This window comes from Pantoea rodasii (assembly GCF_002095465.1).
GTDB classification, from domain to species: domain Bacteria; phylum Pseudomonadota; class Gammaproteobacteria; order Enterobacterales; family Enterobacteriaceae; genus Pantoea; species Pantoea rodasii.
In genome coordinates this window covers 153341-165694 of sequence record NZ_MLFP01000010.1, presented here as the reverse complement: position 1 = coordinate 165694, position 12354 = coordinate 153341, and the positions used below count along the sequence as shown (strand labels likewise).

General features: G+C 55.4%; 8 protein-coding genes and 3 pseudogenes. 3 read left to right on the top strand and 8 right to left on the bottom strand.

Annotated elements, in window-relative coordinates; genetic code table 11:
• Positions 1 to 387: 387 nt before the first annotated feature.
• Positions 388 to 1791 carry a multidrug transporter subunit MdtD gene (mdtD, locus tag HA45_RS14685; protein ID WP_100701648.1) on the top strand — a complete coding sequence of 468 codons (1404 nt, stop codon included), beginning with the start codon at positions 388 to 390 and terminating at the stop codon, positions 1789 to 1791.
• On the opposite strand, the gene rbsR is transcribed toward mdtD, so the two are convergent.
• From rbsR to HA45_RS14650, 7 genes and pseudogenes are all read right to left on the bottom strand, one after another.
• On the bottom strand, positions 1788 to 2771 hold the full coding sequence (rbsR, locus tag HA45_RS14680) for a ribose operon transcriptional repressor RbsR (RefSeq protein WP_100701656.1): 984 nt from the start codon (positions 2769 to 2771) through the stop codon (positions 1788 to 1790). The two genes, mdtD and rbsR, sit on opposite strands and share 4 nt — an antisense overlap.
• A 13-nt stretch (positions 2772 to 2784) precedes the next feature.
• The gene (gene rbsK, locus HA45_RS14675; RefSeq protein WP_100701647.1) at positions 2785 to 3714 is read right to left on the bottom strand and encodes a ribokinase; all 930 of its coding nucleotides are present in this window, start codon (positions 3712 to 3714) and stop codon (positions 2785 to 2787) included.
• 64 nt (positions 3715 to 3778) lie between these two features.
• Positions 3779 to 4654 carry a ribose ABC transporter substrate-binding protein RbsB gene (rbsB, locus tag HA45_RS14670; RefSeq protein WP_084932739.1) on the bottom strand — a complete coding sequence of 292 codons (876 nt, stop codon included), beginning with the start codon at positions 4652 to 4654 and terminating at the stop codon, positions 3779 to 3781.
• 27 nt (positions 4655 to 4681) lie between these two features.
• Positions 4682 to 5653 carry a ribose ABC transporter permease gene (gene rbsC / locus HA45_RS14665; protein ID WP_100701646.1) on the bottom strand — a complete coding sequence of 324 codons (972 nt, stop codon included), beginning with the start codon at positions 5651 to 5653 and terminating at the stop codon, positions 4682 to 4684.
• Positions 5650 to 7157 (bottom strand): annotated as a pseudogene (gene rbsA / locus HA45_RS14660) (ribose ABC transporter ATP-binding protein RbsA). Before rbsA ends, rbsC begins: the two are co-directional and overlap by 4 nt.
• A 7-nt stretch (positions 7158 to 7164) precedes the next feature.
• Entirely contained in the window at positions 7165 to 7599 is a 435-nt protein-coding gene (rbsD, locus tag HA45_RS14655) for a D-ribose pyranase (protein WP_128598965.1), read from the bottom strand.
• A gap of 154 nt (positions 7600 to 7753) precedes the next feature.
• Positions 7754 to 8149: a YgiW/YdeI family stress tolerance OB fold protein gene (locus HA45_RS14650; protein ID WP_100701643.1), complete on the bottom strand. Its 396-nt coding sequence runs from the start codon at positions 8147 to 8149 to the stop codon at positions 7754 to 7756.
• A 171-nt stretch (positions 8150 to 8320) separates the two neighbouring features.
• Here HA45_RS14650 and qseB point away from each other — a divergent pair.
• Positions 8321 to 8980 (top strand): annotated as a pseudogene (gene qseB, locus HA45_RS14645) (quorum sensing response regulator transcription factor QseB).
• Positions 8977 to 10308, top strand: a complete 1332-nt coding sequence (gene qseC, locus HA45_RS14640; RefSeq protein ID WP_100701641.1) for a quorum sensing histidine kinase QseC — start codon at positions 8977 to 8979, stop codon at positions 10306 to 10308. The pseudogene qseB and the gene qseC overlap by 4 nt, the downstream one beginning before the upstream one ends.
• 12 nt (positions 10309 to 10320) lie before the next feature.
• Here qseC and kup read toward each other — a convergent pair.
• Positions 10321 to 12188 (bottom strand): annotated as a pseudogene (gene kup / locus HA45_RS14635) (low affinity potassium transporter Kup).
• Positions 12189 to 12354 lie beyond the last annotated feature (166 nt).

Sequence of the window (12354 nt, the reverse complement as noted above, 5' to 3'; positions counted from 1 at the left end):
AGTGCAATCAGCGTTTTAACATGCTGTTGCGAGGTGGCGTATATTACGCTTTCCTCCTTCAGAGTCAAACACTTTTTTCAGCGTTTTTCTCCGGCGGACTGAATCTCTTCACGCCCTGCTGAGCCGCTTGCGTTGCCGCTTTGCCGTCTCAGTGGATGCGCATTATAGGCAGTTCTTCCGGGCTGACAAGGGTTTATTGCAAAAAATTGACTGAGCGCTACTTTTTTAAACGAACAGGCTAAAAACAGACTTTTCCCGATCAATAATCAGTCAATAACGCCGCTTCAGCGGCACAAATCAGCGTCACGCGTTCAAACACCAATGCTATTCTGTTGGCCAAACGCCGCTATCTTTGCAGACTGAACAATTATTAAAGAAGGATTTTCAATGATTCGCTCCGCGCGCAGTATGGCCGGCTTGCCCTGGATCGCCGCAATGGCATTTTTCATGCAAGCCCTCGATGCCACCATCCTCAATACTGCGCTCCCTGCTATCGCCACCAGCCTCGAACGTTCCCCCCTCGCCATGCAATCTGCCATTATCAGCTACACGCTTACCGTGGCGATGCTGATCCCTGTCAGTGGCTGGCTGGCCGATCGCTTTGGCACGCGTAAAATCTTCATCATCGCCGTATCACTGTTTACGCTGGGTTCATTAGCATGCGCACTATCCGGCTCGCTGAGCATGCTGGTCGTTTCGCGCATTATTCAAGGTGTCGGCGGCGCAATGATGATGCCGGTCGCGCGTCTGGCACTATTACGCGCTTATCCTCGCAGTGAATTGCTGCCGGTACTCAACTTCGTGACTATGCCAGGATTAGTCGGGCCGATTCTGGGCCCCATGCTCGGCGGCTTGTTAGTCACCTACGCCAGCTGGCACTGGATATTCCTGATCAACATTCCGATTGGCATCGCAGGCATCTTTTATGCACGTAAATTTATGCCGGATTTCACCACGCCCAAACGTCGCTTTGATTTCCTCGGCTTTATCTTGTTTGGTTTTGGCCTGGTGCTGATCTCAGTTGGTATCGAACTTTTTGGCGAGCGGATTGTATCGCCGTGGCAGGCTGCGCTGGTGCTGCTGGCCGGTGTCGCGTTATTGCTTCTATATATAGTGCATGCCCGCCGTCATCCCGCACCGCTGATCAGCTTACCGATGTTTAAAACCCGCACCTTCTCGGTTGGCATCATTGGCAACATCGCGGCCCGTCTGGGCACCGGTTGTATTCCGTTCCTGATGCCATTGATGTTACAGGTGGGCTTTGGTTACCCCGCGCTGATTGCTGGATGCATGATGGGCCCGACGGCGATTGGCTCGCTATTAGCCAAATCCACCGTGACACAAGTGCTGCGTCGCTTCGGTTATCGTAAAACGCTGGTCGGAATCACCATCATCATCGGTATCCTGGTAGCCAGCTTCTCACTGCAAACGCCGGGCGAAAGCATACTGATGCTTTTAGCCGCGCTGTTTGTCTTAGGTATGGCGATGTCGACACAGTTCACCGCGATGAACACCATCACGCTGGCCGATTTGAATGATGAGAATGCCAGCGGCGGTAACAGTGTGCTGGCCGTGACACAACAGGTGTCGATCAGCTTTGGCGTGGCCGTCAGCGCGGCGGTGCTGCGTTTCTATCAGGATTTCGAGAGCAGCACCGTGCAGCAATTCCACGCCACCTTCCTGACGATGGGCGTGATCACCGTATTGTCGGCGTTTGCCTTCCTGATGCTGCGTCCAGGCGACGGGCGCAATCTAATTGCCAATCGTGAGAAAAAGAAGAAAACGGCTTAAACCGAACCGCGCTCTACCAGCTCCGGCGTCAGTACCAGCGTTTGCTGGCTGGCGTCAGGATCGCTCATGCGGTGAATCAGCGTATCAATCGCCAGTTCTCCCAGTTCATCCTTGGGCTGATGGATGGTACTGAGCGGTGGCGTGAGATAACGCGCCAGTTCTATATTGTCATAGCCCATCACCGCGATATCCTGCGGCACGCGCAAGCCGGCCTGGAAGAGTGCATGGTAAACGCCCACCGCCATCGCATCGTTGCTGGTGAATACCGCTTCTGGCAGCATTTCCAGAGCCAGCAGTTGATTCATGGCATTAAAACCACCCTGAAATTCGAAATCACCGTCCACCACATAACCGGGCAGCACCGGCAATCCACTGCTGGTCATCGCTTTATGGAAACCCTCCAGACGCAAACGCGCCGGGGTTTTATCCTGCGGCCCGGCAATACAGGCAATGCGCGTGTAGCCGCGATCGATCAGATGCTGCGTCGCCAGTTCGCCGCCCAGCAGCGCGTTATCCTGAATAATGTCACCGCGCCCTTCAAACGGTGCCCAGTCCATCATCACCATCGGTACTGACGGATAACGATTGAGGATCTCAGCGGAAGGGAGATGGCTTTCCGTACACATCATCAGCAAACCATCGACGCGTTTTTGCATCAGCGTTTCGAGGCTGCGGTTCATCCGCTCCTCATCGCCTTCGGTATTACACAGAATCAGGCTGTAGCCGCGTTCATAGCAGCTGTTTTCCACTCCACGCACCACTTCAGCGTAAAACGGGTTACTGCTGGCCGTTAACAACATGCCTATAGTGCGGGTTTGGTTGATTTTCAGGCTACGCGCCAACGCTGACGGTGCGTAGTTGAGATCGCGGATTGCCCGCTCAACCTTTTCACGTACCTGCTCGCTAACAAAACGATTGTTATTGATGACGTGGGATACGGTGGAGGTTGAGACGCCCGCCAGGCGGGCGACGTCTTTCATGGTTGCCAAAGGCTTAACCCTGTTGCTGCAGGAAGGCATCGATCTCAGCGCGCCACGGCACTGAGGGCTGCGCGCCCGCACGCGTCACGGCTATCGCGGCGGCGGCATGAGCAAAACGCAATGCATCCTGCATCGTGACACCTTCAAGGCGTGCGGTAATAAAGGCACCGTTAAAGGTATCACCGGCGGCGATAGTGTCGATGGCCTGCACGCTGAAGCCCGGAATACGCACGCCTTGACCCTGCTCGCTCAGCCACACACCGCGACGACCCAAGGTAATCAAAACGGTAGAGATACCTTTATTGTGCAACGCCTGCGCGGCACGCGCGGCATCTTCATCACTCTTCACCGCGATGCCAGTCAGAATTTCGGCTTCGGTTTCATTTGGTGTGATGATATCGATTAAGGCCAGCAACTCGTCAGACAATTGAGTCGCGGGCGCTGGATTGAGAATCACTTGAGTGGCATTGGCACGCGCAATTTTCGCTGCCGCTAACACGCTTTCCAGCGGCGATTCCAGCTGCATTAACAAAGCCTCTGCATCCGCAATCACTTGCTGATGGCGATCGACACAGGCTGGCGTCAGCGCCGCGTTAGCACCGGAATAGATGCCGATATTATTTTCACCTTCGCCATTCACGAAGATCATCGCCACGCCGGTGGCTTCGTCTGCCACGGTTTCCACCGGTGCAGTATCGATTCGGTCCTGCTGCAGCTGCTGGCGGATGCGTTCGCCAATGTCATCTGCGCCAACACAGGCGATAAACGCGATATCCGCACCGGCACGACCGGCCGCCACAGCCTGGTTAGCCCCTTTGCCACCAAAAGCAATCTGATACTGTTTTCCGATCACCGTTTCACCCGGACGTGGAAAGTGGGTGAGGTTCAGGATGTGATCGGCATTGATGCTGCCGAGTACCGCCAGTTTTGCGCTTGTGTTCATAGGGTTTGATCCAAGAAGTTGCGCCACCAGTAAGGTGGCGCGGTGCCATGCTTTTCTTTGTTTTTTATTTGGTTACCAGCTTCAGGTCAACCGGGTTTACTGCCTGTACTTTTTCGCCTTTCAGAACTTTATCTGCAATATCAACACCAATCACGCCAATCTTATCGGGCATCTGCGCGACGGTAGCCGTCAGCTTACCGGCTTCTACCGCTTTCACACCGTCAGCGGTGCCATCAAAGCCCACCACCAGCACATCGGTTTTACCGGCAGTCTGCAGCGCACGCAGTGCACCCAACGCCATTTCGTCATTCTGCGCGAAGACTGCCTGCACATCCGGATGCGCCTGCAACAGGTTCTGCATCACGTTCAGGCCTTTAGTACGGTCGAAATCTGCCGGCTGGCTCGCCAGGATATTAAATTTATGTGCATCAGCAGCCTGTTTGAAGCCTTCGCCACGCTCGCGCGCGGCTGAAGTACCGGCAATGCCCTGCAGTTCGATAATTTTCGCGCCATCGCCCAATTTCTTGGCGATGAAGTCACCGGCCATTTTGCCGCCGAAACGGTTGTCAGAGGCGACGTGGCTGACCACGGTGCCCTGTGCCGCCATGCGGTCCAGCGTGATCACCGGAATGTTCGCCTGGTTAGCCATTTTCACGGCGTTACCCACCGCATCAGAATCTGTTGGGTTGATCAGCATCAGCTTGGTGCCGCGCACAGTCAGATCCTGCACGTTGGCCAGCTCTTTCGCCGGGTTGTTCTGCGAATCCAACACCACCAGGTTATAACCCAGTTTGTCGGCTTCTTTCTGTGCGCCATCTTTCAGTGACACAAAGAACGGATTATTCAGAGTGGATACCACCAGCGCAATGGTGTCCTTTGCCATCGCGCCAGCACTGAGGGTGGCGCCAAGGATGACGGCCAATGCAGTTAACTTTTTCATTTATAGTGTCCTGTGTGAGGGTCAGAGTTATTTGCTGCTTTTATTATCCACCAGCACCGCCAGCAGAATGACAACGGCCTTAACAATCATTTGGTAGTAAGAAGAAACACCCATCAGATTCAGGCCGTTGTTCAGGAAACCAAGGATCAGCGCACCAATCAGCGTGCCCATAATGCGACCTTTGCCGCCCGCCAGGCTGGTGCCGCCTAATACCACCGCCGCAATCGCATCCAGTTCATAACCGGTGCCCGCCGTGGGTTGCGCAGAAGAAAGACGCGCCACTTCGATGGTGCCCGCCAATGCCGCCAGCGTGCCGCACAGCGAATAAACGATGATTTTGACGCGGTTAACGTTGATGCCTGACAGACGCGTGGCCGCTTCGTTGCCGCCCAGCGCATAGATGTAACGACCTAAACGCGTGTGATGCAGCATGTACCAGGCCAGCGCGAACACCACCACCATCAGCCAGACCGGTGTTGGGATGCCCAGCGGACGGCCAATACCGAACCAGCCAAACAGATCGGCGTTATCACTGAAACCGGTATTGATCGGGCTGCCATTGGTGTAAACCATGGTCACACCGCGTAATAACAGCATCATCACCAGCGTGGCGATAAACGCCTGCACCTTGCCGCGCGCCACAATTACGCCGGTAATACCGCCAATCGCCGCACCTAATGCCAGCGAAGCCGCCACCGCCACCAGCGCATTCACTTCCAAACCTACAATCGAGGCGGCCACCGCGCCGGTAAGCGCCAGCAGCGATCCCACCGACAAATCAATGCCCGACGTCAGAATCACCAGCGTCATGCCCACCGCCATGATGGCGTTAACCGAAGTCTGCTGCAGAATGTTGAACATGTTGGCGACGGTAAAGAAGTTCGGGCTTTGGCTCGCCACCACGGCAATCAGTACGATCAACGCAATCAGCGATTTCTGCTCCAGCAGCCAGGCTTTGCTAAACCAGCGACGGCTGGCGGGTAAGGTTTGGGTGCTCATACAACTAACTCCTCGCTGTGTTGCTTACCGACTGCTGCCGCCATCAGGGATTCCTGGGTAGCCTGCTCACGGGAAAATTCGCCACTCAAATGGCCTTCATGCATCACCAGAATGCGATCGCTCATGCCCAGCACTTCCGGCATTTCCGACGACACCAAAATGATGCTCAGCCCTTCGGCTTTAAACTGGTTAATTAACTGATAAATTTCCTTTTTCGCACCCACGTCCACACCGCGCGTCGGCTCATCCAGAATCAGCACGTTCGGGCGCGTCATTAATCCGCGCGCAATCGCCACTTTCTGCTGATTACCGCCCGATAGCAGGCCAATCGGCTGCTCCATTGAAGGGGTTTTGACGTTGAACAGGCGGATAAAATCGCCCACCGCTAACTGCTCTTCGCTGTGTTTAAGATTGCCGGTAGGATGGCTGAAATAGCGCAGTGCGGTCAGCGACATGTTCTCTTTAACCGACATGCCGAGCACCAGGCCATCGCGCTTGCGGTCTTCCGAGATATACACGATGCCATTAGCCAGGCCATCCTGGGGTGATCGGGTAATAATTTCGCGGCCGTTGAGCATGACTTTGCCGTTACTGCGCGGCAGTGCGCCGTACAGCACTTTCATCAGCTCGGTACGCCCTGCGCCCATCAGACCGGAAATGCCGAGAATCTCGCCTTTGCGCAGAGTAAAGCTGACGTTATCCACGCCCGGTCCGCTGAGATTTTCAACGGTTAAGCGAATGTCGCCCGGCGCCTGGTCGAGGTGCGGATATTGATCCTCCAGCTTACGGCCGACCATCATTTCGATCAGACTCTCTTCGCTGAGATCGCTCACCGCGCGTTCGGCAATAAACTGCCCGTCACGGAACACGGTGACGTCATCGCAAATCTCGAAGATCTCTTTCATGCGGTGCGAGATATAAACAATGCCGCAGCCCTGCGCTTTCAGTTCATTGATCACGCGGAAGAGTGAAAGCGTTTCGGTATCGGTCAGCGCATCGGTCGGTTCATCCATAATGATGACCTGCGACTCGAAGCTCAGCACCTTGCAATCTCAACCATCTGCTGATCGCCAATCGATAAATCGCCCACCAGCTTATGGCTGTTGAAGCGCAGGTTCAGGCGATGTAATAAGGCATCCGCCTCGGCGTACATCCGATTCCATTCGATGCGGCCAAAGCGGTTAACGAATTCGCGACCAAGGAAAATATTCTCCGCGACGGTCAGTTGCGGAATCAGATTGAGTTCCTGATGGATAATGCCAATGCCCGCTTCCTGCGACGCTTTGGGGCCAGAAAAAGTCACGTCTTTGCCCAGCCACTGCAGCGAGCCGGCATCCATGCTGTAAATGCCGGTCAGCACTTTCATCATGGTGGATTTGCCCGCGCCGTTTTCACCCACCAGCGCCATCACGCGCCCCGGATAAACAGCAAGCGAAGCGCCATTTAGCGCTTTCACGCCGGGAAACGACTTTTCAATCCCTTTGAGTTGCAATAACGGTTGCATATCGGCCTCAGAAGGTTACGCCGGCGCTCAGGATGACATTCGCATACGGAGAACACTCTCCGCTGCGAATGACCGCCTGACTACGCTGCGTTTCTTGTTTGAACTGTTCATGGCTGGTGTAACTAATGGTGATGACATTCCCCTGGTGCCGTTGCAAGGCATCGAGCACGGCGAGCAGTGCGTTGTGGAGTTGCGGATTGAGCTGCTTAATTTCTTCCGCCATCAGAGCGCTTTCGACTTGCATCTCCTGGGTGACAACATCAACCACCTGCAAAAATTCGGGCGTTCCCGGCGTCAACGCCAGATCGATACGCTGTGGACCGGCCGGAATCGGCAAGCCTGCATCAGCTATCGTCAGCGTGTCGGTGTGCCCCAGGCGGGCAATCACATGAGAGAGTTCAGCGTTTAACAAGCGACCTTTTTCATTTCTTCCACTCCACAGCGAAACGTTTCGCTGAGCGGGAGTGTATTAAATGTGCGCGGCAACTCAATGACGTCATCACGGAAATGTGATCACCATCGAAACGTTTCGCTTGTACCGGGGATAATTTGAGTTTGGCGGGGAAGATGAGCCGCCTGAGCGGCTCTGGAAGGGATTACGGCAGCTTGCGGACTTGCTTGACGTCCAACTCGATGGAATTAAAGTCCTTATCCAGCTCGCCGGTCAGCTCAACCTGATCCTTCGGCGTGATGGTCTGTCCATGCCAGCGCTTATGGTCGATTTCCACTTTCATGTTGCCGCTGCTGTCGCGGAACAGATAATCCTCATCACCGATTTGCTTATCGAGATAACCGCGCACGGTGATCCAGCTGTCATCTTTCATCTCTTCGGCCTGCTTTACCGTCACGACGCTGGTGTTATCGGCCTGGAAGCCGCCGGCGTGAACCTGAGCCTTCGGCGCACTTGGATCAACAAAGCCACCCTGCTGCGCGGCCAGAACCGGCGTCGATGCCAACATCACAATAGCAATTAGCGCTGCACTCTTTTTCATTTTTCACCTCTGTTCCATGAATGTGTGGGATACGGAAGCCATTACAGCACAGGGTTCTTAACAGGATCTTAAGGGGTAAAAAAACACGAAAAATAGCCAAAATGCAGCGATTGACGCTGTACAAGCCGGTTTTGGCTTCGTATAACGACTCCTGCACTTAAGGAGAAACGCATGCGCATATTATTGATTGAGGACGACACGCTAATTGGCGATGGCCTGAAAGTAGGGCTAACGAAACTCGGCTTCAGCGTTGACTGGTTTGTATCAGGCGAAGCGGGATTTCAGGCTCTGACGGCCGCGCCATGGGATGCCGTGGTGCTGGATCTTTCATTGCCCGAGCGCGATGCTGGCGATCCTGCGTCAATGGCGTGAGCAGGGCGCAGATGTTCCGGTGCTGATCCTCACCGCCCGTGATGCACTCGATCAACGCGTGCAAGGATTACAGCTGGGCGCAGACGACTATCTGTGCAAGCCATTCGCACTGGCTGAAGTTGCCGCGCGTTTACAGGCGCTGATTCGCCGCCGCCACGGACAACTCCAGCCCGAGTTAACACACGGCAAAGTGGTGATGTCGCCCACCAGCCACAGCGTCTGGATTGACGGTGAAACCATTAGTCTGAAGAGCCGGGAACTGCGCTGCTGGAGCTGTTTCTGCGCAATCCGGGTCGCGTGCTAACCCGCAGCCAGCTGGAGGAAAAACTCTACAGCTGGGATGACGATGTCTCCAGCAACGCGGTGGAAGTGCATATTCATCATCTGCGTAAAAAGCTCGGCACGGCGTTTATTCGCACCGTGCACGGCGTGGGTTACACCCTGGGTGCGGCTGAATGAGCCTGTTTATGCGGCTCGCCATCGGCTTTGTGCTGCTGATTGCTCTATGCGGTGGCGTGGCCAGCTACAGCGCCTGGCAACAAACCCGCGATACCGTCAATGAGCTGTTCGATACCCAACAGATGCTGTTTGCCAAACGCCTGCTGTCGATCGATCCCACCAGCTTGCACGCCGCTTCACTGCCAAAAACCAAATCCATTTTGCGCCATCATCGCGGCGATCAGGATGATGATGCGCTGGCCTTTGCCATTTTCCGTGCGGACGGCCAGCCGTTGCTTAACGATGGCGAGAACGGGCGCGATATGCAGTTTGACGCTAAGCGTGATGGCTTTCGCGACGGACGCCTGCGCGGCGACGATGACAGCTGGCGGCTGCTGTGGCTGACTTCAGCGGATAAACAGTATCGCGTGGTGGTCGGTCAGGAGTGGGAATACCGCGACGACATGACGCGCGATCTGGCGCTCAGCAGCCTACTGCCGTGGTTGATTGCCATGCCTTTTATGCTGCTGTTGTTGCTGGCACTGGTGTGGTTCGAACTTCGCCCGCTGAAACGTCTGACGTTTTCCCTGCAGCAGCGTGCGCCCGATGACGCCACGCCGTTGGCCGAAGCGCGTTTGCCGAAAGAGGTAAAGCCACTGGTGGCTGCGCTCAACGGGCTATTTAGCCGTATGGCACAACTGGTGCAGCGCGAACGCCGCTTTACCTCCGATGCGGCCCACGAACTGCGCAGTCCGTTAGCCGCGCTGCGGGTGCAGAGTGAAGTGATTCAGCTGGCGGATGACGACGACGCGATGCGCAAACGGGCATTGCAGCAGCTCGATAGCGGTATCCAGCGCGCCACGCGGCTGGTGGATCAACTCTTAACGCTTTCAAGAGTCGAAGCTGACGATCTGCGCAGCGAATTCCAACCCGTTCAGCTGGCCCCGCTGCTGCAAAATCTGCTGATTGAGCATTTCCCGCAGGCGGAAGCGCAGCAAATGGATCTGCAACTGCATGCGCAGGCCGAACCAGTGATGAACGGTCATCCGCTGCTGCTGAACTTACTGATGCGTAACCTGCTGGATAACGCGCTGCGCTATGCGCCACCGGGCAGCCAGATTCAGTTCACGCTAAACGCGCGGAACATCGTTCTTGAGGATAACGGGGCGGGCGTCAGCGATGAACAGCTTGCGCGTTTAGGGGAACGTTTCTGGCGACCGCCGGGGCAAACGCAAACCGGCAGCGGATTGGGATTATCGATCGTGAAGAATATTGCGCAGCTACACGGCATTCGTATCGCATTCAGCCATGTGCAGCCACAGGGTTTGCGCGTCACCCTAAGCTGGTGACGCGCTTGATCGTTAGATTTCGACCTGAGTACCCAGCTCGATCACGCGGTTTGGCGGGATTTCAAACTGATCCGGCGCGCGCAGCGCATTGCGTTGCAGTGCGAGGAACAGTTTGCCGCGCAGGCGCAGATACCACGGACGATCGCCGATAATCAGCGATTCATGTGACATAAAGAACGAGGTTTCCATCATGCGGCAGTTGAGGCCTTCCAGCCCGCAGCGGTGGAAAATCTCTTCCACGTTCGGGGTTTCACGCCAGCCGTAACTCGCCACCACGCGCCAGAATGTCGGCGACAGCTGTTCGATGGTGACGCGACGCACATTGTGCACGTAAGGCGCATCTTCGGTACGCAACGTCAGCAATACCACACGCTCATGCAGCACTTTGTTGTGCTTGAGGTTATGCAGCATAGCGAACGGAATCACGTTCAAGGCACGCGACATATACACTGCGGTGCCTGGCACGCGCACCGGTGGAGATTTCTCCAGCGAGGCGATCATCGCTTCAAGTGAATTACCGTGCTCATGCATACGACGCAGCAGGCGGAAGCGCTCGCTTTTCCACGTGGTCATGACGATAAACATCATCAGCGCCAGGGTCAGAGGCAGCCAACCGCCGGAGAACACTTTGACCAGGTTGGCCGAGAACAAGGACACGTCGATACACAGCATGCCGATCAAGACCACAATCACCAGATAGCGGTTCCAGTGCCAGTTCTGAATCGCCACCGTGGAGCAGAGAATCGCGGTCAGCACCATGGTGCCGGTTACCGCGATGCCGTAAGCCGCTGCCAGGTTGCTGGAGTGTTCAAAGCCGACAATGACGATCACCACGGAGAAGTAGAGCAGCCAGTTGATCACCGGAATGTAAATCTGGCCCGACTCTTCTTCCGAGGTGTGCACGATGCGCATTGGCGGCAAATAGCCTAAACGCACGGCCTGGCGCGTTAACGAGAACACACCAGAAATCACCGCCTGAGAAGCGATAACGGTGGCTAACGTTGCCAGAATCAGCATGGGAATCAGCATCCAGTCTGGCGCCAGCAGGAAGAAGGGGTTTTTGATCGCTTCAGGATGTTTGAGCAGCAGCGCGCCCTGACCAAAGTAGTTCAGCACCAGCGAGGGTAACACCACGATAAACCAGGCAAGACGAATCGGGAATTTGCCAAAGTGGCCCATATCCGCATACAGCGCTTCCACACCGGTAATCGCCAATACCACCGCGCCGAGCGCGAAGAACGACACCGTTTTGTACTGGATAAAGAAGTGCAGCGCCCAGTAAGGATTCATCGCATGCAGCACATCAGGGTTGCTGATGATGCTACGCGCACCCAGCACCGCCAAAATGATAAACCACACCAACATCACCGGTGCGAACAGCTTTCCGACAATGCCAGTACCGTGCTTTTGAATCACAAACAGCAGCGTCAGCACCGCAATCGCCAGCGGAACGATATAGGCATCGAGGCTCGGCGCGGCAATCTCCAGACCTTCAATCGCCGAGAGCACCGACACCGCTGGGGTGATCACTACTTCGCCATAGAAGAAGCTGCCGCCAATCAGGCCCATAATCACCAGCACGGCCGTGGCTCTGGCACCGGTATTGCGCCCGGCCAGAGACATCAATGTCAGGATCCCGCCTTCGCCGGCGTTATCGGCCCGCATTACGTAACTGATGTATTTCAGTGAGACCACTAAAATCAGCAGCCAGAAGATCAGCGAGAGAAAGCCAAATACCGCTTCGCGTTCTACGCCAAAGCCGAACTGACCAGAGAGACATTCACGCAAAGTATAGAGCGGCTGGTACCGATATCGCCATACACCACGCCAATCGCGGCGAGAGTGACTGCGCCAAGGGACTGCTTCTTATCCGAGCTCATAAGTTGTCTTTTGTTGGAGCCGATAAGGCACTTGCCTACCGCTCAGGCCATCAAAAAGCGCACAGTATGCACATATTCCCAAAAAACCTACTCTTACAACATGTCACCATCACGTCAGCGACGCGGTTTTTCGCCGAAATTCGGCCAAAAAAGCCGCCTGAAGCAG